The sequence below is a fragment of the Priestia sp. Y58 genome (genome assembly GCF_029522095.1).
GTDB lineage: Bacteria > Bacillota > Bacilli > Bacillales > Bacillaceae_H > Priestia > Priestia megaterium_E.
In genome coordinates this window covers 129,411-153,660 of record NZ_JAKWFL010000001.1, presented here as the reverse complement: position 1 = coordinate 153,660, position 24,250 = coordinate 129,411, and the positions used below count along the sequence as shown (strand labels likewise).

The following is a 24,250-nucleotide window of genomic DNA, read 5'->3' as shown; positions in this document are numbered from 1 at the left end:
TTTATCTCATTTGAAAGACCGGTGAATGCATGAGTTTTGTCACGAAAGATTTGTTAATTAATTTTTTATTTATTTTATTGGCGCTGTTTTTAGTGCAGATGTTTTATTTAATCAAGTATGCTAAACAAATTCATTGGTGGAAAGATCGTTATATCGCGGTATTTCCGATTTTAGCTATTACCTTTTGCCTTTTGTTTCCGGTTAACGGAGCTTATGTCCCGGATGATTATCGAATGGATTTACGAAGAATTCCTTATATTTTAGGAACGTTATATGGAGGCTGGCCGCTAGGAAGCTTGCTTTTTGTCTTTATTTTACTGCTGCGCTTGCTAATTGGCGGGTATGATGTAGGGTTTTTATCAACATTAATTGCTCTTCCGATTTTATCCATTCCTTTATTTTTCATAACGAAATACTTTTTACATTTCTCATTAAAAAATAGAATTATCGTGAGCACCTGTCTTAGTATAATCGGTTCTTTATTAGCTATGCTTGTATCTATTTTTGTCTTGCATGTAACAAGCATTCCTATTAGCGTGTGGGTTCAATTCGCGATTTTAGATGTAGCAGGCATGTTTGTAATTACCATACTGTGGGAAGCGATACGGGCAAATTTACTAGTGCTTCAGCGCCTGATGAAAGCAGAGAAACTAGAAATTGTCAGTCATTTAGCTGCCAGCATCTCTCATGAGGTGCGAAATCCTCTAACGGCAAGCAGAGGATTTATGCAAATGCTGCAAGAAGATGAAAAAGAACCTGCTAAAAAACGCTACATTTCAATTGCGATTAATGAACTAGACCGCGCAAAAGAAATCATTGATGATTACTTGCTGTTTGCCAATTCTGCACCAGAACGAAATGAAAAAATGAATATTTCAGAAGAGATTCATCACGTCACCCATATTATGACGCCTCTTGCCAATATGAATGGAGTCGCGATTGATTTTACATTTGATGAAGAGGTGAAGTGCTTCGTAATGGGAGAAAGAAGAAAGCTTCAGCAGTGTTTAATCAATTTATTTAAAAATAGTATTGAGGCGATGCAAAACGGAGGCACGTTAACTATTAAAGTAGGAAAAGAAGGCGGAGCTGTTATTGTGGATATTATTGATACGGGCTGCGGCATGACGCAAGAACAAATCAACCGGCTAGGCGAACCGTATTTTACAACAAAAGAAAAAGGTACCGGGCTTGGAACGATGGTATCTTTCAGCATTATTCATTATATGAAGGGAAAAGTGAGTGTGTCTAGCGTAAAAGGAAAAGAAACGTGTTTTTCACTTGAATTTCCACTTTGTGAATAAAGAGCAGCCTTAGGGCTGCTTTTTTTATACGCAAAAGTTTTAGAGGTAGATAAGAGTAAACCGATTATTAAAAAAAGTATTGATTTTAATAAATGAAAGCGTTACAATCTATTTAAAGTTATCCGAAACGTTTTGGAGGAATTTTGAGTGACAACGATTAAAGATATAGCGCGAGTTGCTGGCGTGTCTGTAACGACGGTGTCTCGGGCTTTAAATGGTTATTCAGATGTAAATGAAAAAACACGGCAAAAGATTGCAGCCGTAGCAAGAGAGCTGAACTACAGCCCTAATACGTTAGCTCGAGGACTGGTTATGCAAAAGTCGAAGACTATTGGACTACTAGTTTCAGGAATCAGCAGAGAGAGCGTAAAAGATAATTTTACATTTGAAGTGCTGTGCGGTGTAAATGAGCGAGCATCTACTTTAGGGTATGATTTGATTTTATTCAATACAAACACGATGATGCAACGAGAAAAAACGTATACCCAGCTTTGTCGAGAGCGAAGGGTGGACGGGGCAATTATTCAAGGTATTAAGAAAGAAGATCCCTATTTAAAAGAAGTAGTAGAAAGTGATATTCCCTGTGTTTTAGTTGATATTCCCGTTCATTCTAATTCAGTGGGCTATGTCACCACTGATAATGCCTTGGGAGCTAAAAAAGCAGTTGAACACTTAGCGAGTCTTGGCCATAAGCATATTGGGATGATTAACGGACATGAAGACGCATTTGTCAGTCAAGAACGTCTCAACGGATACACAGAAGCGCTTAAAGAATGCGGTTTGTCGTTTCGTCCTGAGTGGGTTGTAAGCGGGAATTTTGAAGAAAAAAAAGCAGAGAAAGCTGCTCAGGAGCTTATAAATCGGCATAAAGAGGTTACGGCTATTTTTTGTGCAAGTGATTTAATGGCACTTGGAGCACTAAAAGCATGCAAAGAACTTGGCCTTCATGTACCGAAAGAGATGTCGATTGTCGGATACGATAATATTGTCCTTGCCTCTTACTCTTCTCCAAATCTGACGACAGTAGGACAGGAAGTATATCAGATTGGCTATGAAGCTGCAGATTTACTAATTGAAATGCTAGAAGGAAAAGAAACAAATATGAAGCGATATCTTGATACAAAGCTGATTATTCGAGAATCAACAGCTAAAAACCACAAATAGTGGTTTTTATATAATGTAAAACCGAAACGTTTCGGGTGTTGTGCGCTTTTTCCAAAACGTTTCGGTAAAACTTAGGGGGATGGAAATGGATTACCGTGTTATTAAAGAAAATGACTTATTTTTACTGACTGATCCAGCAGGAAATATTAATGAAAACCATCAGTATGGTTTAGGATTATATATGAAAGATACGCGTTTTTTGAGCAAATTTCGTTTGAAGATTAATGATGCAGATCCTGTGTTATTGTCCTCAAGTGCAGAGGAGAACCTATTAGCTACAATTCTTCTTACTAATCCGCATATGGAAAAAGAAGGAGATCTCGTCCTATGGCGAGAGTCTATAGAAATAGAGAGAAAACGCTTTATATATGGAGGAGTTTTCTATGAAAAAATAAAGTTAAAAAGCTATTTTCCTAAAAAAATTGCTTTTACATTAAGTGTCCAAGCAGATGTCGATTTTAACGATATGTTCATCGTAAGAGGTTTTCAAACTGGAAATGTCGGAAAACGAACGGGGCAAATAAAAGGAGAAAGCAGCCTAACATATACATACAAAGGAGCAGATAATATTAAGCGGGCGACACGGATTCTCTGGGATAAAAAAGCTTCATATGTGGATGAGCAAGGAGAAGTTACATTTTCTTTTGAACTCAATCATCAAGAAGAAGAAGAAATTACATTAATGGTTCAGCCGCAAATGGGCGAAGACACCAACGAAGATGTTTTATCAGCCGGTGAAGCATTTAGTTTACTAAGCCAATCATATAAAGAATGGGAAAAATTTTCTACAAAAGTAACAACTGATCATCCGACAATGCAGCGTCTTATTACAAGAGGACTTAACGACCTGCGCGTCCTGCTAACGGACGTAGGATTCGGTGTTTTTCCAGTAGCAGGGTTGCCTTGGTTTGGCGTGCCGTTTGGAAGGGATAGTCTAATCGCAGCGCTTCAAATGCTGGCTTTTAATCCCGAAGTAGCAAAAGGAACGCTGCGTACGATGGCAGCGTATCAAGGAACGGCAAATGATCCATGGCGTGATGAACAGCCGGGTAAAATTATGCATGAAATACGTTACGGAGAACTCGCCAACACCAATCAAATCCCTTTTACGCCGTACTATGGAACAATTGACGCAACGCCATTGTTTTTAATTTTATTAACGGAATATGTAAAGTGGACGGGAGACTTGGAGTTTGTACAAGAAATGCAAATGACTATTGATGGAGCTTTGACATGGATCAACGAATATGGGGATAGAGACGGCGATTTATTTCTTGAATATCATCAAGAGTCAAGTAAAGGAATTGCTAACCAAGGCTGGAAAGACTCAGGAGATTCCGTTGTCCATCGCAGCGGTGAATATGCAAAAACTCCCATTGCTTTAGTGGAAGTACAAGGCTATGTATATCAAGCAAAAATGGGTATTGCTTCTTTATATGATAAGTTAAACAAAACAAATGAAGCTAATAATTTACGTGAAGAAGCAAAGCAGCTGCGTAAAAAATTTAATGAAGCCTTTTGGATGGATGACGTATCATTCTACGCAATTGCACTCGATGAACATAAACATCAAGTAGGAACAGTTACGTCAAATCCAGGTCATGTACTTTTAGCTGAGATGATGGATGAGGAGAAGCTGAACAAAGTAGCAGAAAGGCTAGTATCAGAATCTATGTTTTCGGGATACGGCATCCGCACAATGGCAGAAGGAGAAGCAGGCTATAATCCAATGAGTTATCATGATGGGAGCATTTGGCCGCACGATAATAGTTTAATTGTTCTTGGTTTGAGTAAAGCGAACAAGCAAACAGAAGCCAATAAAATTATAAAAGGGCTGGTTGATGCAGCTGGGCATTTTGAATACGACCGCCTTCCAGAATTATTCTGCGGCTATTCAAATAAGTCTGGCAAGCCTGTTAAATATCCCGTTGCCTGCTCACCTCAGGCTTGGGCAGCCGGTACGCCTTTAGCTTTCGTACAGGCAATACTGCGACTGTTTCCAGATAGTACAGCAGGTACTGTACAGATAAATCCTTTGCTCATAGACGATATGAATGAACTTTCTGTAGAAAACCTTGTGATTGGCAGTGGAAAACTGTCATTAACGGTTAAAAAAGAAGGAAGCGAAACTATTATTTACGTGAAGGAAAATACGACAAAATACGAGCTTCTATCTCAATGTAAAGTAAGAGCTCATGTAGGTTAATTCGACGGCGGCTTATTAAGCGTCACTTAATAAGCCGCAGGTCAATGAAATGAAAGGAGACAACCGATGAAGAAGTGGATACTTGCTTTATGTCTGCTGCTGGCAGTGACCGGAGCAGTTTTAACTGGATGTTCAAACGTACAAGAAGTTTCTGGGGAAAATGATCGAGTCGAAATTGTGTTGGCCGGCTGGGGAGGCAACCCAACAGAAACGAAGCTGCTTAATCAAACTATTCAAGACTTTGAAAATCTTCATCCTTCCATTCATGTGAAGCATGAAGTAATCACTGATCAATACATGGATATTTTAAAAACACGTTTAATCGGGGGAAACGGTCCAGATGTTTTTTACCTTGATGCACTTGAAGCGCCTGGCCTTATCAATACAGGGGTTTTAGAACCTTTGAATTCTTATGTAAAGTCCGATTTTGATGTTCAAGATTTTGAGAAACCATTATTGAAAGCGTTTCAAAAAGATGGAGAAACGTATGGTTTTCCGAAAGATTACTCCACGTTAGGCTTATTTTACAACAAAAAGCTGTTTAAAGAAGCAGGAGTAGAAGTACCAAAAACATGGGATGAGTTTGAAGCAGTTTCAAAGGTATTCAAAAAGAAAGGGATTCAAGCATTTGGGGTCACGCCGGAATTAGCGCGTGTCTTTTATATGGCGCAGGCAAACGGAGGAGACGTGGTAAAGAACAATAAGGCAAACTTTGCTACGAAAGAAGTGGTGGACGCTCTTCAGCCGCTCATCGACCAGCATTTAAAAGATAAAACGTCTGTACAACCCTCTGATGTAGGTGCAAGTTCAGGTACGGACATGTTTGCACAACAAAAAGTAGCTATGGTAATTGAAGGGAATTGGATGATTCCGTTTTTACAAGAGTCCTTCCCAAAACTTGATTACGGTACAGCGGAAGTTCCGACAATAAACGGTCATAAAAATACAATGGCATTTACGGTCGCGTATGTAATGAATGCTGATTCAAAAAAGAAAAAAGCATCTTGGGAGCTCATTCAGTACTTAACAGGAAAAGAAGGAATGGAAACTTGGACAAGCAAGGGCTACGCATTACCAACAAGAAAATCCGTAGCGGATAAACTTGGTTTTGCTGAAGACCAAAAACGAGGTCCATTAGTAAAAGGAGCTGCTTATGCTACTGTCTGGCAAGACGGCCCGTATTTACCTATTATCATGAATAACTTTAATAACCAGTTTTTAAGCGCCTTTTTAGGACAAAGTGATTTAGAAACAGCTTTGAAAAAAGCACAAAAGCAGGCAAACCAAGAGATTAGTATTTATCAATAAGACTAGGCGGGGGAGTGGAGGAAATGAAAAACAGAAAAATACGAACGTACAAACCTCGTGATGTTGGGCAAGGATATGCTTTTATGTCACCTACACTGTTTGTGCTTTTGTTATTTGTTATTGCACCTATTTTTTACGCCATATTTTTATCCTTACATAAAGTTCAGTTGTTGGGGGGGACTGAGTTCCATTTTCGAGGGCTTGAGAACTACATGAAGGTCCTTGAAGATGACAAAGCTAAAATTGCTCTTTGGAATACGGTGAAGTATGTAGTAATTGTTGTACCGGTACAAACCGCATTGGCACTTATACTGGCTGCCACATTAAATGCAGGGCTAAAAGCAGAAAAAGTTTTTCGTATTATTTATTTTTTACCTACGCTTACATCATCGGCTGTATTAACGCTTATTTTTATGTGGATGTACAATCAGAATGGGATTGTGAACGAGTTTCTAAAGTTTGTTGGTCTTCCAACTTACAATTGGCTTGGAGATCCGCAAGTTGCTTTAATTGCCATTATGATTATGAACATCTGGGCAACAGCGCCATTTTTTATGGTTATTTATTTGGCAGCTTTGCAGGACGTACCCGATTCGCTGTATGAAGCAGCTCAGTTAGATGGTGCTAATGTGTTTCAACGATTTTGGCATATTACAGTTCCAAATCTGAGGCCGGTTACATCGTTCGTAGTGATCATGGGACTAATTGGTACGTTTCAGTTATTTGATCAATCATTTATTTTCTCAGGAGGCTCAGGAGGTCCTAATAACTCCACTCTGACTGTTGTTCTTCTTATTTATCAATATGCATTTAAAAATTTAGGTACCATGGGGTATGCTGCAGCACTAGCCTTTATGCTGGCGCTCGTGATTTTGGTGGCAACGGTTATTCAGCGAAAGTTTTCAAAAGAAGAAAGTATGTACTAAGGGGGGAAGAAAAAAGTGAAGAAGAAAACGGGAGTCCTCATTTTATATACGATTTTAAGCATATATGCGCTGATTACGCTGATCCCATTTATTTGGGCGCTGTCAGCTTCTTTCAAAACGCTTGAAGAAATTGTGTCAGGTACGGTGAACTTTATTCCGAAACACTTTACGCTAGACAACTATAAACAAATTTTTGTGGAACAAAAGTTGTTCCCTCGCTGGATGTTTAATAGCTTATTTATTGCTGTTGTAGGAACAGCTCTGAATTTGCTATTTAACTCAATGGCTGGTTATGCCCTTGCACGCCTCAGTTTCCCGGGAAAGAAAAGTTTGTTTATTATTATTTTAGCTGTTCTTATGATTCCTGGACAAGTAACCATGATCCCTAATTTTTTAATTTTGAAAGAGTTAGGCTGGTTAAATACCTATCAGGGAATGATTGTACCCGGAATGGTGAATGCGACATTTATATTTATGATGCGTCAATTTTTTATTAATTTCCCAAAAGAGCTTGAAGAAGCAGCGGAGTTGGATGGGTTATCAAAGTTTGGAACATTCTTTAAAATAGTCCTTCCACTTGCAAAACCTGCCCTAGCAGCACAAACGATTTTTGTATTTATGGGATTTTGGAATGATTTTATGAAGCCTTTAATTGTGATGTCTGATGAAAATATGTTTACATTAACTTTAGGTCTCAACACATTCAAAGGTCAGTATATCAGTTATTGGAACTATATTATGGCAGCTTCCATGGTTTTTACACTTCCCATTTTACTCATTTATGCGTTTTTTAATAAATATTTTATTAAAGGAATCTCGTTTACTGGAGGAAAATAAAAAAGAGGCTGGGATAAAAATATTTTAGTTAGAATTATAAACGAACGATTAATTTAATTAATCGTTCGTTTTTGGTTATTATGATGAACGTGAATTTCATATGTTTTTAATGAAGTTCACTCACATACTGATCAATCATCGTCTGTAAATCCTCTAGCCTTGTCTTACTTTTGTTGACAGACATCTGCTGTAACGAATGAAGAGCACTATCAACAACAAATTTGCGGGGATTTGATTGTTTAAACAGCTCTTCTTCAATAAAACTAATAAGCTCTGTGCATTTTTGACGTTCAAATTCATCCGTAAATTGTTTGTGAACTTGTTTTTTTAAATCGATAAGTGCTGCAGAAATGTCCTGTTCTATTTGATTTTTAGTATTCGGGCAAGATGGAAGCCATTCTTTAATCGTTTGCGGATTGAGCAAAATGTCTCCTGAATTTGCTACTTCGTCTACAAGAGGAAGCAGGCGCTTGACACTGTAGCTTATAATTTCATGCGGATCGGTACTTGTGCCGTTAACCATAAAATTATAGTGAAAGTTGCGATGAAGCATGCCAAGAAACATAATTGCGCAATCTAGCAGGTACGGTTTTTTTTCTTCTCCAAATAAATCAATGAACCGTTTGTAGAACCAGTTTACTTCAATAAACTGGGTTTTTTTTATGTATGCTTTTAAATCAGGGTCATTGGAAACAAATACTTCTTCAAGTAATGTAAAAAATTTATGTTTGTGATGGTTTTTCATCTGTGCATCAATTTGTTTAACAAATATATCTACATCGTTCAGACTTTTACCAACCAGCAGCTGATTCCGCTCTTGTTCAATGGTCGTATGAAGCCATGTGAAAACAGCGATTAATAATTCATTTTTTGAAGAAAAATAGTTGTAGAATGTTCCTTTTGAAATGCCGCTATAATCAATGATGTCTTGAATAGAAGTAGCTTGAAATCCTTTTTCAACGAAGAGATGGTGTGCATTTTTTACAACTTGCTGTTTTCGGTTATTCATTATTATCACCTAAATATAAAATTAGACTCATGGTCCAACTTTATGATACATGATTTAAAGCGTTTACACAAATGTTCTTTTTGAAGCGAATTATGATATTGCGTATATGTATTGATATAAAAGGACTGTACCGTTAAAAAAAGCTCAGTAAATAAAGAAAATTAACGCAGGATTTTTCACTTGCATAAATTGAACTCACAGTATAATATACTCTATGTAGAACATGTGTCTAAAAAAATGAACTTAAAGTATAAGGGGGTACAATAATGAGTCAATCGATAAATCAAATGGAAAAGCCGCCTTATGGCATAATTGCTATTTTGTTAATAGGCGCTTTTATCTCATTGTTGAATGAAACGTTATTAAATGTTGCGCTTCCGTCTATTATGAAAGACTTAGATGTGACAACGTCAACCGTCCAGTGGCTTTCTACTGGTTATATGTTAGTGAATGGTATTATGATTCCAACTACCGCTTTTTTAATTCAGCGCTATTCTGTGAGAGGCTTATTTTTAACGGCGATGACTTTATTTACAGCAGGAACAATACTTGCCGGTGCTTCGTCCGTCTTTTCGGTCTTGTTAACCGCTCGTATTATTCAAGCATCAGGCGCAGCCATTATGATGCCGCTTTTAATGAACGTATTGCTCACAAGTTTTCCATTAGAAAAACGCGGAGCTGCGATGGGGATTTTCGGTTTAGTTATGATTTTTGCTCCGGCAATTGGTCCTACCTTATCAGGGTGGCTAATTGAACACTATGAGTGGAGAATGCTGTTCCACCTTGTTACGCCAATTGCAGCAATTGTGTTAATAGGCGCTTTCTTCCTATTAAAAGACAAAAAAGAAAAAGTGGAAATCAATTTGGATTTCCTATCACTTGTGTTATCTACAATTGGATTTGGAGGACTTCTATACGGATTTAGCTCAGCAGGGGATAAAGGCTGGGATTCTGTGGAAGTATACGGCACCATTATCGTAGGAGCTGTGTCTCTGATTTTATTTATTACGCGTCAGTTCAAGCTGAAAACACCTATGCTTGAATTTCGCATTTTTAAATATCCAATGTTTGCTTTATCATCAACGATTTCAATGGTGATCACAATGGCATTATTCTCAGCCATGCTGCTAATGCCAATTTATGTTCAAACGGTACGAGGCATTTCTCCGCTTCATTCAGGATTACTAATGCTTCCAGGTGCGCTATTAATGGGTGTGATGTCACCGATTACCGGAAAATTATTTGATAAATTCGGAGCGCGTGCACTGGCTGTAACGGGTCTGACGATTACAGCCGTTACGACGTATTTCTTCAGTAACTTAGAGCTTGATACGACGTATACAACGCTCATTACGCTTTACACGCTTCGCATGTTCGGAATGTCCATGGTGATGATGCCGGTTATGACAAACGGATTAAATCAGCTGCCGCAGCGCTTTAATCCGCATGGTACTGCCATGAACAATACGCTTCAACAAGTATCAGGAGCTATTGGTTCGGCTCTATTAGTAACGGTGATGTCAAACCGTACAGCTACGCATGCAAAAGAGCTCGCTCAAGATGCAATGAGCGGAGCAGGAGCAGCGAATGCAACCGCAGCCGGAGCAGCTCAAATGAAAGAACAGATTGGGATGCAGGCAATGGTACAAGGGATTAACGATGCGTTTGCTGTCTCAGTAGTACTAGTGGTAGTTGCCTTAATTCTTTCATTGTTTATGAAACGCGCAACGCCGGCAAGTGAAGATGAAGTGATAAAGGAAAAAGCAGGACGCGAGCAATTTGCTAAATGAAAAAAAATCCCCGCTGAGACAGCGGGGATTTTTTTAGCTTGTATATCTAAAGCTTAAGCCCATTTTCTTTAATAATTTCCGGTAGCCGATGGACGTTTGATCAGCCATAATATGCGCTTCCATCTGCAGGTCTAAAGGCAAGTCTTCAGGTTTTTGGTTTTCAACCATTTCACGGTCTTCGTCAAAGACGCGAAGGTTAAAGTCATACACACCTTCAACGGGAGAATCTTTGTCAAAGTTTCGAGCAATTGGTGCGAATAAACGTGTTTCGCGGGCTGAAATAGGAGAGACTGCATTCATAATCCACAGCTCTGCGCCTTCTGGGAAGTATACTTTTAGCGTAGCTGCAAACGGCGGATAAACATCAAAGACGCGAAGCCATTTAAAATCAGGTGGATTTAAATGCTGCTGTTCTTTGGAATAATTGCTCATGGTGCTCGTATATTCTACATGAAGCCCATACTCTGTATCGCTTACTTTATATTTAGGCACAAAGGCGTTGTTTCGATCACCAAATGTGTCCGTGTGAACCCAAGCAAAATGAGCTACGTCTAAAAAGCCTTCCATTTGACGACCGGCCGAACCCATGATATCAAAGCTCGGACAAACAATTTGCTGAAAATCAGGGTCCTCCCACGCATCGAAGTAAGGCAGGTTATCTTGTTCTCCTGTCAGGGAAGTCCACACTAATCCAAATCGTTCAATAACTGGATAGACGGCCATACACAGGCGGGGAGAAATGTTGGCATCAGGGTGAGCTGGAATCGATGTGCATGCGCCGTCCGTTGCATAGCGGAAGCCGTGGTAAGGACAGACAATTTCATCATCTTCCACCCAGCCCATGCTAAGGGGGGTGCCTCGGTGAACGCATAAATCACGAGCCGCTACTACTTTGTGTGTGGTACGGTATAGAACTAGATTTACATCTAGCAGTTTTACGGACGTTGGTTTCTCTGTTACATCACTGCAGCGTGCGACGGGGTACCAATACTTAGCGAGCGTCGTCCAATCTTCCAGGCTGAACGTGCAGTCTCTTGGGTAGGGAGTTGCCGTTTTTGATTTGGTCATGGTTGGTTGTTGTTCCATCTATTTTCTTCCCTTCTTTTGTAAGCTCTTTTACTAAGGGTAATATAAAAAAAGAAAATTCACACAATTTATGTAAGGAGTTCTAACATAAAATATGGAACTTTGTAGAAAGTGCGAATTTCAGAAGACGCAAATTAGAGAATATACTAATAAAAAAATTTAAAAAAGCGCTTCCTAAATGAATTTAAACGTGATATAATTTTCCAAGACGCTGGTGTAGCTCAGTAGGTAGAGCACTTGCATGGTAAGCAAGAGGTCGCAGGTTCGATCCCTGTCGCTAGCATACTAAAAAACCTTCTTTCTTGTTGAAAGAAGGTTTTTTTATCTGTGTTGGCTTTAAAATTCTTCTCCGAATTATTCTTCCCCGCCTTGTGAAAATTTTAACAGTTTGATAGCCTTATTAGGACGCTGTGAGAAAACATGTGTATCTTTTTCACTATGTCTTATGAATCATATTCAGAAATAATCTTAAAAGAATGTTTATTGCCTCTAAGTATTGGGTACACGAAACTGGGGGGGTTAAATTTCAACAGGGAGTGTGAACGGTAATTTGATTACGTTTAAGAATGTGTCAAAGCAATATCCAGACGGTACGACCGCCGTGAAAAATATTAATCTAGAAATTAACGAAGGAGAGTTTTTCGTTTTAATTGGTCCGAGTGGGTGTGGGAAAACAACCACCTTAAAAATGATTAACCGTCTTCATGATATTACCGAAGGAGAACTATACATAAAAGATAAGCTCGTATCGGACCACAACATACATGAGCTACGCTGGAACATTGGTTATGTCTTGCAGCAGATTGCTCTTTTTCCTCATATGACCATCGCTGAAAATATAGCTATTGTACCCGAGATGAAGCATTGGAAGAAAAACAAAATCAAAACGCGCATTGATGAACTGCTTACCTTGGTAGGACTAGACCCAAAGCAGTATCGAAATCGAAAGCCGTCTGAGCTCTCAGGTGGCCAGCAGCAACGTGTAGGTGTAGCACGTGCCCTCGCAGCTGATCCCCCCGTTATTTTAATGGACGAACCCTTTAGTGCCCTCGATCCGTTAAGCCGCGAACAGCTTCAGCAAGATGTTATTAGCTTAAAAGAAAAAATCAAAAAAACATTTGTGTTTGTTACGCACGATATGAGCGAAGCGATGACGCTTGGAGATCGTATCTGCCTAATGAAAGACGGGGAAATTGTTCAAGTTGGAACCCCGGAGGAATTCATTCAAAAGCCTAAGAATGAATTTGTAAAAACGTTTATTGGAAATCAAGGAAATGCTTTATTTGAGACATTGGATATGTTTCTCAAAGAAAGTGAACAGCCAGACGTAGAACCTACTGAAGAGCTAGCTTCAACCGCTACTGTTCAGCAGGCAATGGACGCCCTTTACGACCATGAAGCAATAGCCGTGAAAAAAGGGAGCAAACGCATTGGCGTTGTAACGCGCAAAACTCTATTAGCGTTTCTTTCTGATAAGACGAAAGAAGGAGGAACGCTGTAATGAATGCACTAAGCACATTACTAGATCAACGAGGAGACGCACTGTTTCAAGCTCTTCTTGAACACATTCAAATTTCAGTACTGGCCCTTGTTATCGCCGTATTAATTTCAGTGCCGCTCGGACTGTACTTAACGAGACATGACCGCATTGCTGAACCGATCATTGGCGTAACAGCCGTACTGCAAACCATTCCTTCACTCGCTTTATTAGGATTACTGATTCCTCTTGTCGGAATTGGAACCTTTCCCGCGGTTATTGCACTGTTTTTATATTCGCTTCTTCCTATTGTACGAAATACATATACCGGAATTAAAGAAGTGGACCCATCTTTAATTGAAGCATCCAAAGCCATGGGGATGAACTCGTGGAGACGATTAATTAAAGTAGAACTTCCTCTAGCGCTTCCTGTCATTATGGCCGGGATTCGCACAGCGATGGTACTCATTATTGGTACAGCGACAATCGTGGCTCTTATCGGAGCGGGCGGACTCGGAAGCTTAATTTTGCTTGGTATTGACCGAAGCGATAATAGTTTGATTTTATTAGGAGCCATTCCAGCAGCATTATTAGCGCTTATTTTTGATGGAATTTTGCGAACGATTGAACACTCAGCTAAAAAAGGGTCCAAAAAACGCTCGTTTATTATGATCATCGTATTAATACTCATTCTTGTTTCTCCGTTTGCAGCTATGAGCGCAACAAAACCAGACCTTGTTATCGGAGGTAAAATTGGTGCAGAACAAGATATTTTAATTAATATGTACAAAGAATTAATTGAAGATCAAACCGATATGAAAGTAAATCTTCGATCGTCGCTTGGAAAAACAGTATTTGTATTTGAGGCTCTGCGTAACAAGGAAATTGATTTGTACCCTGAATATACGGGTACAGCCATTGTGACGCATCTAAAGGAACAGCCGGACAGCAAAGATGAAACAGAGGTGTACAAGCAGGCAAAAGAAGGATTTCAAAAGAAATTCGGCATTGTCTATTTAGATCCAATGAAGTTTAACAACACGTACACATTGACCGTAACAAAAGAATTTGCAAAAGAAAATAATCTAACTACCGTTTCAGATTTGGCAAATGCAACAGATAAAGTAAAAGCAGGGTTTACGCTGGAGTTTAAAGATCGTGAAGACGGCTATGTAGGCATTCAAAAAGAATATGGTCTTACCTTCCCGAATATTAAAACGATGGAGCCGAAGCTTCGCTATCGCGCTGTAGAAAAAGGCGATATTAATATGCTGGATGCTTACGCAACAGATCCTGAAATCAAACAGTTTGGTTTGAAAGTCTTAAAAGACGATCAGCAGTTCTTCCCTCCGTATCAAGGAGCGCCTGTGCTTCGTGAAGATACGCTAAAAGAGCATCCTGAACTGAAAAAAATCTTAAATCAACTGGGCGGTAAAATCAGTGATGACGAAATGCGTGAAATGAACTATCAAGTAAATGCAAAAGGAAAAACAGCTGAAGAAGTTGCTCATCAATTCTTAGTGAAAAAAGGATTAATTAAAGAGTAAAAACGAAGAAAAAAGCTAGGACAACAGTATGTTAGTTGAAAAAAGATCCGAATGATGAATCGTTCGGATCTTTTTATTTTAGTTGGTTCTAGCAGTTGATTCATACTCGATTATTTACTCCATTCGTCCGTCTTTAGATTGGCGTGATTTTGTTAGGTCTCAATCTCTTTTTTATGCGAGAGAAGCATTAATGAAAATGAGGCCTTATGAACAAGCTAAAGGTACCGAATTTGTTTTCTGATGGAAGGGAGGCGCTTTTATGAATTCATTTTTTACGTGTCATCCTGCACAACATTCCTTTCAGCTTTTTTCAGTTGAACATCTTGTAACTTTAGCTATTATCGTGATCATAGGAGCATTTATTTTTTTGTGTCGAAAGCAGCTGCGAAAAAAGAGGTTTGTGTTCGTTTTGATTTCACTCGTTCTAATTACTTCAGAAACGGCCTACCAGGCTTGGGAAATCGTATGTCATCAGTGGTCTGCTGAAACTTCCTTGCCTCTTCAGCTCAGTGACATAGTCGTGCTGCTGGCTGCTGTTATGCTGATAACCAAAAGCAGGTTTCTTTTTTATTTTGTGTACTTCGCAGGAATCAGCAGCTCTGTTCAAGCGATGATTACCCCAGACCTTGGCGGCTATGCGTATGCCCAGTTTCGCTATGTGCAGTTTTATGTATCGCATGGCGGTGTGGTACTTGCTTGCTGTATGCTAATTGCTGTCTGCAGATATGAGCCGACGTTTCGTTCTTTGTGGGTAAGCGTAGTATTTGTTAATCTGTACGGAGGTTTTATCTATGTCATGAATCGTTTACTCGGGGCGAATTATTTATACATGATGAAAAAGCCAGAGCACGCTTCCTTGCTGGATGTTCTTGGACCTCATCCTTGGTATTTAGTATGGATTGAAGGAATCATGATTTTTAGCTTTCTTGTCCTTTATCTGCCGTTTTGGGTACATAAAAAAATTGAAAATGATAAAAGCAAAGTCAATTTTATTGAAGCAGAATGATAATACTGGTAGTTTATAAGTGTAAACTAACTCGGATTTTCTGAAGGAAAAGGAAAGAATGACTGAACAAGCCGTGAGAGGCAAGCGTAAAAAATAGAAAAGAAAAAAGTAAGCACAGACATCAGAAGGAGAGTATCAAAATGAAAACACTGGTTATTTTAGCGCATCCAAACTTAGCATCTTCTCGTATTAATAAAGCGTGGGCAGAGCGAGTAAAAAAAGAGAAGGATGTGTACGTTCATGATTTATATGCAAACTATCCCGATTTCAAAATTGATGTAGAAAAAGAGCAGGAGTTAGCTGTTCAATTCGATCGTATTGTTTTTCAATTTCCATTTTACTGGTACAGCTCACCGGCACTCTTAAAAGAGTGGCAAGATGTTGTCTTAACATACGGATGGGCTTATGGAAGCAAAGGTACTAAACTTCAGGGAAAAGAGTTTGTCGTAGCTACTTCGACAGGGGGCCCTGCAGAAGCTTATCAAGAAGGGGGATACAACCGTTACCCAATGAATCATCTGCTTCTTCCTTTTCAAGCTATGGCAAATTTAACAGGTATGAAGTTCCGAACGCCATTTTTATTTCAAGGAGCAGGCGGTGATCTGAGTGACAAAGTTATTCAAGATAGTGCGGAAAGCTACGCTCGATTGCTAAGATAATAAAAAAAGCCGCGTCACAGCGGCTTTTTAATTTGCGTTTGTTCGTGAGAAAGAAGTAAGCAGCTTTTGAGGAGCAATATCTAATCCTTCAATGAGTAGTCCTGTCATAGCCGTTAGACTCCCGACTTCAAAAGATTCCCCGGCTCTCCAAAATGCTGATTCACCTTGTTTGATATAAATTTTCAGTCCGTTATCGCCAGCTACCCAGCCTTCCCCGTGAACGACTAAAAGAAGCTGTGGAATCGTAGCTTCTTGACGAGGGGTATAATCATTTTCTTGAAAAGATAAAAAGCTGATTTTGACATCTCCAGTATGAGAAAGTAACGGGTTTACTTTATAGGTAGAATGAAGAAAGGAACGCTCTTCTTCAGCTTGAAAACCATATAATTTCATCATTTCATCTCCTTGGCTAAAAAATATAAAAAGAAGTCCTTCTCCTTTCATATACGCATGTAACAGCAAAAATAGAACTCCAAAGAAACGGCTGTTTCTAGGAAAATGGCTTCATTTTTTGTCGAAGCTGAAAATTTTTTGAAGGATAGGGAGGAAAAACAGAAGTTTTTTTGAATAGTATAAAAAAGGTGTCCGCTAATGGACACCTTTTCCTAATTTAAAAATGACTGTAACGCTTGTTTGTTTTCTTCAAGGTCGATGCTTAAAACAGCACCAATACCGGATATTCGTTCATTTGAATAGGAACCTTCAACCGGTAAACGAAGAGATTTTAAATCTGGCTGATTTCCAACTAAAAAATCTTTTCCTATCACGATAAATGTTTTTGGCGGAATATTTGTATCCACATATGGATCAATGACGCCCCATAGCTTAGGAGCTTTCGCCAGCGTCCTTACTTGAAGAGCTTCATCCATTAATTTACCGATCACTTCTTGTTGACGCTTTACGCGCCCGAAATCACTTTGGCTATCATGTCGGAATCGCACGTATCCTAGTAATTTATCTCCGTGAAGAGTTTGTTTTCCAGGTTTTAGCGTCATGCCAATTCCTGATGACATTTCGTGCGGCACGGTAACCGTAATTCCCTCAGGGGCAATCGTATCGGCAACTTTAGAAAAACCTTTAAAATCAACAACGGCATAATAGTTTACATCTACGCCGAAATTTTCTTTAATTGTCTTACGCATTAATTCGGGCCCGCCAAATGCATAGGCTGAATTTAATTTGTTTTTGCCATGTCCGGGAATATCCACATATGAATCACGCATCAAAGAAACAATTTTAGGCTGATTGCTGTCTTTGTCATAATGAGCAATCATGATTGTATCGGCACGCGAATGTTCTTCACCTCGAGAGTCAATTCCAAGAAGCAGCACATTCATGCTATCTAAATTGGCACTTGCACCATTAAAATCAAATTGTCCATCTTTCCCAAAAGCTCCGTCTGCTTCTGCTAACCCTTGTTGGTATTGATAATACACATACGCACCAGCGGCGATTACAAGAATGAGAAAGAAAAGAAGTAGCTTTCTAAAGCGTTTCTTTTTTCTTTGCTTTTTTCTTTTATGTTGTTTACGTTCTGTACGTTCTTCCAAATGTCTCACCATCGCATTCAAAAATATTAATACTTTTTTGTTTGAAACCAACTATGCAAAAAATTATAAAACGACATAATAAAATTAACACTAAGGAATTAGATTAGCAAGTACGTTCACTAGTAAATCTGCGAAGACAGCTAAAATAAGAGAAGTGTACAAATAGAAGAAAGAGGAAATAAAGGTTATTTTTTTCGAAGATATTTGTTATAATCTATCATAGTTAGGGAAAAAGTTCTGCCTTTTAAGAATGGAATAAGAGGAAAGTCTCTGTTTGCGGAGAATCAAATATAGGTCTAAATGCAGAAAAAAGGAGTGAAGCGAATGAGTATATATGTGTCATCTTCGAACCTTGTGCTGATTCCAGAAGCGGCGTTAAGTCATTGGAAACCTTATGGCGCGGGGGAATTGACCGGAGCTATTATTTCAGGTAAAGATAGTGCTGAAATAATTAAAGAGCTTAATCAATCGTCTATTCTGCCTTTTACAAGTTTTTTCTATCGAAAGCATTTTGTTATTCTGTTTGATAAAGAACAAGCGAAAAATCATTTTGAACAGCTGCTTTTATTATATAAATCTCAGGGCTATATTTTTTATTCTTCTACTTTGTACGATGATCACTGGTCCCAGGTCCTTGAAGGAACGAAGCAGCTGCTAACGGTAAATGGGCAAGTGGTGCCGGTGCTCGAGCTTGAACAAAACGGTGAATTTGATGTTGTGCGTGATGACTGCGGTCTGCACATTGTTATAGATGATGACGAAGACGAAGAGAAGCAGCTAGAAAAAAAAGTTCATGAGCTTCCGCTTGAAGAAGGTACCTATTTCATTGGCGATCCGGGATTTGTTGAAAACCGAGACATGCTGGTAAAAGAATATTTTCCTAAAGGTACGTATGAATTTATTTATAGATACGGAGAAAATGGCTGGCTGATGAAAGTAAGTATTCAGCGAAAAGCGATTAAAGAGCAGCTTACTACTCTTCACGCGGCTTTGTCTTAACCTCTATTCATTGTACAATATTGCTAAATAACTATGTTATAATAGTAATATTGCACAATGAAAGGGGTTTTTTTAATGGAAGCACGTTTACAAAAAGTCGTATCGTGGCTGGAAGAAAAGAACGTAGAAGCAGCCTTTATTTCGTCAACCGAAAACGTATTTTATTTAACTGGATTTCATACGGATCCGCATGAGCGTTTACTTGGCTTATTTGTGTTTAACGAAGCAGAGCCGATGCTTGTTTGTCCATCAATGGAAGTGGGACAAGCAAAAGAAGCCGGCTGGAAGTTTGATGTAATTGGATATGAAGACCATCAAAATCCTTGGGAACTTATTAAAGAAGCTTTACATAAACGAAACGTAATAGATGTGAAAAAGGTTGCTGTAGAGAAAGAGCAGCTGCTGTATGCGAGAGCCGAAGAACTGCTTAGCTTATATCCAAATGCTGAGCTAGTCGGAGCAGAAGAGAAATTAAATCAGCTGCGTTTAATTAAAGATGAGCGTGAAGTTGAGATTCTGCAAAAGGCAGCTGCCTTAGCTGATTTTGGTGTAGAAGTAGGCGTAGCTGCTTTAAAAGAAGGCGTTACGGAAATGGATGTTCTGGCTAAAATTGAATACGAGTTAAAGCGAAAAGGAATTCGCGAGATGTCGTTTTCAACGATGGTTTTATTTGGTGAAAAAACGGGAGAAGCGCACGGGAACCCAGGTCTCCGCACGTTAAAGCCAGGAGATATGGTTCTGTTCGATTTAGGTGTAGTGCTAGACGGATACTGTTCAGATATTACGCGTACAGTCGCTTACAAGTCTATTAATGATAAGCAAAAAGAAATCTATGAAACGGTACAGCGCGCTGAGCAGGCAGCACTTGAAGCTTCCAAGCCCGGCACTCGCATTGGCGACTTGGACATGGTAGCACGCAATATTATTACAGAAGCAGGATATGGAGAGTATTTCTTGCATCGTCTTGGTCATGGTCTTGGTATTAGCGTGCATGAGTTTCCTTCAATGAGCCGCAACAATGATGATGTGCTTCAAGAAGGCATGGTATATACAATTGAACCGGGTATCTATATTCCAGGACTTGGAGGCGTGCGTATCGAAGATGATGTAATCATTACAAAAGATGGATACGAAACGTTAACGAAGTACCCAAAAGAATTACAAATTATTTCATAATAATGTCATAAAAAATAGAGGCTGCCGTGGTGCAGGCTCTATTTTTTTATGGGAAAAGAAAAAATTGGTTAAGGTTTCTTGTTTGCTTCTTGATACAATTTCATAGTATGTTACGAAACGATAACATTTCTATCACATTTTCTAAAAACTATATCGTAAGCGAGTGCAGTAGTATATGCTGTACAGTAGGGAGCTTTTTAAGGTCGCAAGCAAGGAGGTTTTTTATGAGTAATTTTACAAAAGATGAAGAATTAATTATACATAAAGCAATAGATGTATTTGGTCAAAAGGATCGAATTGAAGATTATTCAGATGAAAGAAAAAAGCATGGTATTCACGTTGTGGCGTGTGAAAATCATCCGCGTCAAGATGTAACCGCGTATGCAACGCTCGGTGGTCATCAATGTCCGACAGGCTACACAGTTGGAGGGATCCCGCTTCGAATTGAAATCGTTGGGGCTTGTCATGAGGAATTCGGTATTTATTCTGCTATTTTAGCAAACTGTATTTTCCATATGATGAAATCTCATGTGTCCATCTTCCCAGGAGCTATTTATAAAGACGTTATCGCAGTCCTTGATGACAGCTTTCATATGCAGCATATTTTGCTGATTCCGCCGTTTTTATGGGATAATTTTTCAACGATTGAACTATCTGATAAAAAAGTAACGTTCCTGCAGGCCGTTCCGATTTCAGAAAATGAACGTGCTTTTGCACTTGAGTACGGGGTAGATTCGTTGCTAAGCCGCTTTGATGCTGAGCAGGTGAATGTTTTCAATTTAGAAAGAAGATCTGTTGTATAAACAAAAAGAGCGCCGACTGAGACGCTCTTTTTTGTTATTGATTAGTAGGTCAATTCTTTTTGCGGTATAGCTTTTTTATGACTCGTTTGGTAGCTGTGAAGCACCATGCCTGCTATGATAACTCCCATTCCAACCCAAGAAAGAATCGATGGCAAAGGGCTTGATAGAAGGAAGACCTCTCCTAGCAGGGCAAATAAAACTTCCATCGATTGTGTAGCTTCAACTGCACCTAACTTTTGAGAATCTTTTTTAACAAGGTCGGTTGCTGCAAAAAATAAGACCGTTGCACATACTCCTGAAAGTAAAGCAACTAAACTGCTTTGATAAATCTGAGTTGTTTTTGGTAGTCCATCGGTCACGTAGGCATAGACAGAAAGAATAATCCAAAACGGCAGGCTTGAAAGCGTCATTCCAAGCACGCGCTGAAACGTATTAAGTGACGACACTTCCATCATTTTACGGTTGCCAAGCGGGTACGCAAAAGAGGCAATCAAAATGGGAACGGTACAAAGCAAGGCAGTAGCGGCCGACAGTTCAGTCGCATGCTCAAGCTGCATGAGCACAACTCCTATTAAAATAATAAACGAAAAACCTAGCTGCTTGAAAGGAATGCCTCCTAGCTTCTTTCTTTCCTTGTAAAACAAAGGAGCTAGGAGAGACCCCGATAAAATTGTGATTTGCCAAGTTCCTGCAATAAGCCAGCCGGGACCGTAGGCTGAAGCAAAACAAAGAGGAGCGTAAAATAACCCAAATCCAACCGTGCTCCAAAGCAGCCATTTTTGCGGCTGGGCTTTTATTTCTGCCACCACAGGTTTAATACCACCCCAAAAATAAACGAGTACAAGCAAAAGAGGTACCATAAAAAAATAGCGCAGCGACGCGCTCCACGCCCAGCTGCCTCCGGATAAATCCATCGCTCTATTTAAAACGAATGTAAAAGCAAAAAAGAATGAAGCAGCAATGCCTAATGAAAGAGGCTTCACTTGGATTCCTCCTCACTTGTCAGCGCTTCACCTAGCGTCAGCCAGTTCGTTTCGACAAGCTGCGATGTCAGTGCGGCATCTTTTTGACCGCAAGCGTTTATGATTTCTTTGTGCTGATCAACGGAAGCAAGGCTAGCAAGAGACGAAAAACGAGCGATTTCCAGACGTTGAATTTTGGAGCTTGTTTGTTTTACAACACGTTCTAGCTCTATATTGTTCGCCCGTTTTAAAAAGACGGAATGAAATGCTTCATCCGCTTCGATCGCTTTAAGGACATTTCTTGTTTTGATTGCATGTTCTAGAGATTGATTGTGCTTGATTAGTTCGCCCATATCTTCTTCTTGTAACGAAGTACAAGCCAGCTTAGCAGCAAGTGCATGAAGAGCTGCGACGACAATAAAAGATTGTTTTGCCTCCTCAAGGTTTAATGGAGCCACTTTTGTAGAAGAGCCGGGTGTCGTTTGGACAAGGCCTTCATCTTCAAGTCTTTTTAATGCTTCTCGAACAGGAGTGCGGCTAACTCCAAATTGCTCAGCCAGTTCTTTATCCTGAAGCTTTTGTTCCGGCTGAAATTCAAGCATGACAATATTGTGTTTAAGTGTTTGATAGACTTCTTCCCTTAAAGAAAGTCGTTTGAGAGGTTGAATGTTATTTTTCATAAAACCAATATATCGCATATTACATTAAATAACAATGTGCAAACTAAAAAAACTTCGTCTAAAAAGCAGACAGCTGCTTTTTAGATGAAGAGCTTAATTACTGCTGCGCAAAGATTTAGATAAAATGCTCGCAATCGCTTTGCTGTGCTCAACCTGCGTTTTTTTGGACTCTTTTCGTTCAAGAGCTACTTTTTGAAGACTTTTTTCTTCTTCAGTTTGAGCAATAACTTGAGGAACGGGGGCAGGTTTCCCGTTTTCTAATGCAACAAAGGTGAGAAAAGAAGTAGCTGCAATACGCTTAATGCCCGTTAACAAATTTTCTGCAATCACTTTAACAAAAATAATCATGGAGCTTTTTCCTGTAACAACAACGAATGCTTCATATGAAATAAAATCTTCTTCGGTGACGGGTTCGATAAAGTCAACGTGATCAATGGAAGCCGTAACACACGACTTTCGGGAATGTTTAGCTGCTGAAAGAGAAGCCGTCATGTCCATGTCAGCGACAATTTTTCCCCCAAAAAGGGTGTGGTGATTGTTTAGGTCATTTGGAAAAATGTGCTGTGATTTGACTACTCGTGAGACGCTGCAAAGTACTGCTTTTTCACTCATTGAAAACACTCCTTCAAACTGTTTATATGGTTTAATGTATGTTGACTACTTGTTCTTATGTATACAAGTTATAGAAAGCCTTTTCGTAAAAAGCTCTTCAAAAGCTTCTATATGGTAAAATAGAACAAATATGAAAGAGAGGATGAGAGCATGAACTTAACTCAATTTTCTAGAAGAAAATATACGGATTCCCCTACACCTTTAGAAAAGCTATCGGTTTTATCTCAGCAGTTAAATGGACCTTCAATTTATATGAAGCGCGATGATATGCTTGGACTGACAGGAGGCGGAAATAAGACGCGCAAGCTTGAATATTTAGTAGCTGATGCAAAGGCGCAAGGAGCAGACGTACTTGTAACGTGCGGTGCGATACAATCCAATCACTGTCGTTTGACGCTCGCTGCGGCTGTAAAAGAGCAAATGAAATGCGTGCTCGTATTAGAAGAAGGGGAAAATAAAGCAAGCGATCAGCCGACAGGAAACTATTTTCTTTATCATTTATTAGGCGCTCATGACATGCGGTTTGTAGCTGAAGGTTCTGATTTGACAGCGGAAATGAAAAAAGTAGAGCGAGAGCTAATTGAAAAAGGTCATAAACCGTATTTAATTCCAGTAGGAGGTTCGAATGTTATCGGTGCAACCGGATACGCTGCCTGTGCACAAGAGCTGCTTATGCAAAGCTATGAGCAGCAAATAAAGCTTAGCCACGTGGTTTGCACAAGCGGCAGCGGAGGCATGCACGCGGGGTTAGTGGCAGGCTTTCAAGGTCTTCAAAGTGACGTATCTGTTATTGGAATGAACGTTAGTCGTGCTAAAGAAGAGCAAGAAGCAAAAGTTGCTAAGCTGACGAGTGAACTTTATGATCATTTACATAGTAAAACGCCTTTTAAAGAAGAAGAGATTGTGTGTATGGATGAATACGTAGGTCCAGGGTATGCTGTTCCGACTGAAGAGATGGTGGAAGCAGTCAAACTTGTGGCCAGTACGGAAGGGATTTTATTGGATCCTGTGTATACGGGAAAAGCGATGGCTGGTCTAATTGATTTAATTCGAAAAGGTTACTTTAATAAGGATGAAAATGTGGTGTTCGTCCACTCAGGCGGTTCACCGGCTCTTTATGCCTATACATCAATTTTTTCATAAAAAAGC

Annotated in this window: 22 protein-coding genes and 1 tRNA gene; 16 read left to right on the top strand and 7 right to left on the bottom strand. The window is 39.4% G+C overall.

Going from position 1 to position 24,250, the window contains the following annotated elements; all coding sequences use genetic code 11:
- Nucleotides 1–29 precede the first annotated feature (29 nt).
- From MMB68_RS00895 to MMB68_RS00870, 6 genes are all read left to right on the top strand, one after another.
- Complete coding sequence (locus MMB68_RS00895; protein ID WP_221783610.1) at nucleotides 30–1,304, top strand: ATP-binding protein; 1,275 nt, start codon at nucleotides 30–32, stop codon at nucleotides 1,302–1,304.
- A gap of 147 nt (nucleotides 1,305–1,451) precedes the next feature.
- Nucleotides 1,452–2,468, top strand: coding sequence for a LacI family DNA-binding transcriptional regulator (locus MMB68_RS00890; protein ID WP_221783612.1), 1,017 nt, complete (start codon nucleotides 1,452–1,454; stop codon nucleotides 2,466–2,468).
- 85 nt (nucleotides 2,469–2,553) lie between these two features.
- On the top strand, nucleotides 2,554–4,674 hold the full coding sequence (locus MMB68_RS00885) for an amylo-alpha-1,6-glucosidase (RefSeq protein WP_221783614.1): 2,121 nt from the start codon (nucleotides 2,554–2,556) through the stop codon (nucleotides 4,672–4,674).
- A gap of 66 nt (nucleotides 4,675–4,740) precedes the next feature.
- On the top strand, nucleotides 4,741–5,982 hold the full coding sequence (locus MMB68_RS00880; RefSeq protein WP_264408477.1) for an ABC transporter substrate-binding protein: 1,242 nt from the start codon (nucleotides 4,741–4,743) through the stop codon (nucleotides 5,980–5,982).
- 23 nt (nucleotides 5,983–6,005) lie between these two features.
- Complete coding sequence (locus MMB68_RS00875; protein WP_060747159.1) at nucleotides 6,006–6,908, top strand: carbohydrate ABC transporter permease; 903 nt, start codon at nucleotides 6,006–6,008, stop codon at nucleotides 6,906–6,908.
- A gap of 15 nt (nucleotides 6,909–6,923) precedes the next feature.
- Entirely contained in the window at nucleotides 6,924–7,745 is an 822-nt protein-coding gene (locus MMB68_RS00870; RefSeq protein ID WP_014458643.1) for a carbohydrate ABC transporter permease, read from the top strand.
- 106 nt (nucleotides 7,746–7,851) lie between these two features.
- Here MMB68_RS00870 and MMB68_RS00865 read toward each other — a convergent pair whose 3' ends face one another.
- Nucleotides 7,852–8,754 (bottom strand): TetR/AcrR family transcriptional regulator, encoded by a 903-nt coding sequence (locus MMB68_RS00865; protein WP_277447274.1) that lies wholly within the window; start codon nucleotides 8,752–8,754, stop codon nucleotides 7,852–7,854.
- Between the two features lie 266 nt (nucleotides 8,755–9,020).
- Here MMB68_RS00865 and MMB68_RS00860 point away from each other — a divergent pair, with 266 nt between their 5' ends.
- On the top strand, nucleotides 9,021–10,544 hold the full coding sequence (locus MMB68_RS00860; protein ID WP_277447275.1) for a DHA2 family efflux MFS transporter permease subunit: 1,524 nt from the start codon (nucleotides 9,021–9,023) through the stop codon (nucleotides 10,542–10,544).
- A 33-nt stretch (nucleotides 10,545–10,577) separates the two neighbouring features.
- Here MMB68_RS00860 and MMB68_RS00855 read toward each other — a convergent pair whose 3' ends face one another.
- The gene (locus MMB68_RS00855; protein ID WP_277447276.1) at nucleotides 10,578–11,630 is read right to left on the bottom strand and encodes an aromatic ring-hydroxylating oxygenase subunit alpha; all 1,053 of its coding nucleotides are present in this window, start codon (nucleotides 11,628–11,630) and stop codon (nucleotides 10,578–10,580) included.
- A 210-nt stretch (nucleotides 11,631–11,840) separates the two neighbouring features.
- On the opposite strand from MMB68_RS00855, the gene MMB68_RS00850 reads away from it, so the two are divergent.
- The 5 genes from MMB68_RS00850 (at nucleotide 11,841) to MMB68_RS00830 (ending at nucleotide 16,319) form a co-directional block, all read left to right on the top strand.
- A tRNA-Thr gene (locus tag MMB68_RS00850) sits at nucleotides 11,841–11,913 on the top strand.
- A gap of 267 nt (nucleotides 11,914–12,180) precedes the next feature.
- Nucleotides 12,181–13,131: an ABC transporter ATP-binding protein gene (locus MMB68_RS00845; protein ID WP_277447277.1), complete on the top strand. Its 951-nt coding sequence runs from the start codon at nucleotides 12,181–12,183 to the stop codon at nucleotides 13,129–13,131.
- The gene (locus tag MMB68_RS00840) at nucleotides 13,131–14,654 is read left to right on the top strand and encodes an ABC transporter permease/substrate-binding protein (protein WP_277447278.1); all 1,524 of its coding nucleotides are present in this window, start codon (nucleotides 13,131–13,133) and stop codon (nucleotides 14,652–14,654) included. Before MMB68_RS00845 ends, MMB68_RS00840 begins: the two co-directional genes overlap by 1 nt.
- A gap of 259 nt (nucleotides 14,655–14,913) precedes the next feature.
- Nucleotides 14,914–15,660 (top strand): YwaF family protein, encoded by a 747-nt coding sequence (locus MMB68_RS00835; RefSeq protein ID WP_277447279.1) that lies wholly within the window; start codon nucleotides 14,914–14,916, stop codon nucleotides 15,658–15,660.
- 140 nt (nucleotides 15,661–15,800) lie between these two features.
- Nucleotides 15,801–16,319, top strand: coding sequence for an NAD(P)H-dependent oxidoreductase (locus MMB68_RS00830; RefSeq protein ID WP_221812541.1), 519 nt, complete (start codon nucleotides 15,801–15,803; stop codon nucleotides 16,317–16,319).
- A 27-nt stretch (nucleotides 16,320–16,346) separates the two neighbouring features.
- Here the strand turns inward: MMB68_RS00830 and MMB68_RS00825 are convergent, their stop codons facing one another.
- Together MMB68_RS00825 and MMB68_RS00820 are read right to left on the bottom strand one after the other, a co-directional pair.
- Complete coding sequence (locus MMB68_RS00825; RefSeq protein WP_228540864.1) at nucleotides 16,347–16,715, bottom strand: cupin; 369 nt, start codon at nucleotides 16,713–16,715, stop codon at nucleotides 16,347–16,349.
- 209 nt (nucleotides 16,716–16,924) lie between these two features.
- Nucleotides 16,925–17,656, bottom strand: coding sequence for an LCP family protein (locus MMB68_RS00820; RefSeq protein WP_416234864.1), 732 nt, complete (start codon nucleotides 17,654–17,656; stop codon nucleotides 16,925–16,927).
- A gap of 537 nt (nucleotides 17,657–18,193) precedes the next feature.
- Here MMB68_RS00820 and MMB68_RS00815 point away from each other — a divergent pair.
- The 3 genes from MMB68_RS00815 (at nucleotide 18,194) to MMB68_RS00805 (ending at nucleotide 20,847) form a co-directional block, all read left to right on the top strand.
- A complete protein-coding gene (locus MMB68_RS00815; protein WP_269870268.1) occupies nucleotides 18,194–18,868 on the top strand; it encodes a hypothetical protein in 675 nt (224 codons plus the stop codon).
- Nucleotides 18,869–18,943: 75 nt separating this feature from the next.
- A complete protein-coding gene (locus tag MMB68_RS00810; protein ID WP_153255266.1) occupies nucleotides 18,944–20,044 on the top strand; it encodes a M24 family metallopeptidase in 1,101 nt (366 codons plus the stop codon).
- Nucleotides 20,045–20,268: 224 nt separating this feature from the next.
- Complete coding sequence (locus MMB68_RS00805; protein ID WP_013084584.1) at nucleotides 20,269–20,847, top strand: suppressor of fused domain protein; 579 nt, start codon at nucleotides 20,269–20,271, stop codon at nucleotides 20,845–20,847.
- A gap of 41 nt (nucleotides 20,848–20,888) precedes the next feature.
- Here MMB68_RS00805 and MMB68_RS00800 read toward each other — a convergent pair whose 3' ends face one another.
- The 3 genes from MMB68_RS00800 to MMB68_RS00790 form a co-directional block, all read right to left on the bottom strand.
- On the bottom strand, nucleotides 20,889–21,830 hold the full coding sequence (locus MMB68_RS00800; protein WP_269870267.1) for a DMT family transporter: 942 nt from the start codon (nucleotides 21,828–21,830) through the stop codon (nucleotides 20,889–20,891).
- Complete coding sequence (locus MMB68_RS00795) at nucleotides 21,827–22,507, bottom strand: GntR family transcriptional regulator (protein WP_221783638.1); 681 nt, start codon at nucleotides 22,505–22,507, stop codon at nucleotides 21,827–21,829. Before MMB68_RS00795 ends, MMB68_RS00800 begins: the two co-directional genes overlap by 4 nt.
- Nucleotides 22,508–22,582: 75 nt before the next feature.
- The gene (locus MMB68_RS00790) at nucleotides 22,583–23,101 is read right to left on the bottom strand and encodes an acyl-CoA thioesterase (protein WP_013058600.1); all 519 of its coding nucleotides are present in this window, start codon (nucleotides 23,099–23,101) and stop codon (nucleotides 22,583–22,585) included.
- Nucleotides 23,102–23,251: 150 nt separating this feature from the next.
- Here MMB68_RS00790 and cuyA point away from each other — a divergent pair, with 150 nt between their 5' ends.
- Nucleotides 23,252–24,244, top strand: coding sequence for a D-cysteate sulfo-lyase (gene cuyA, locus MMB68_RS00785; protein ID WP_153255264.1), 993 nt, complete (start codon nucleotides 23,252–23,254; stop codon nucleotides 24,242–24,244).
- The last annotated feature ends 6 nt before the right edge of the window (nucleotides 24,245–24,250 follow it).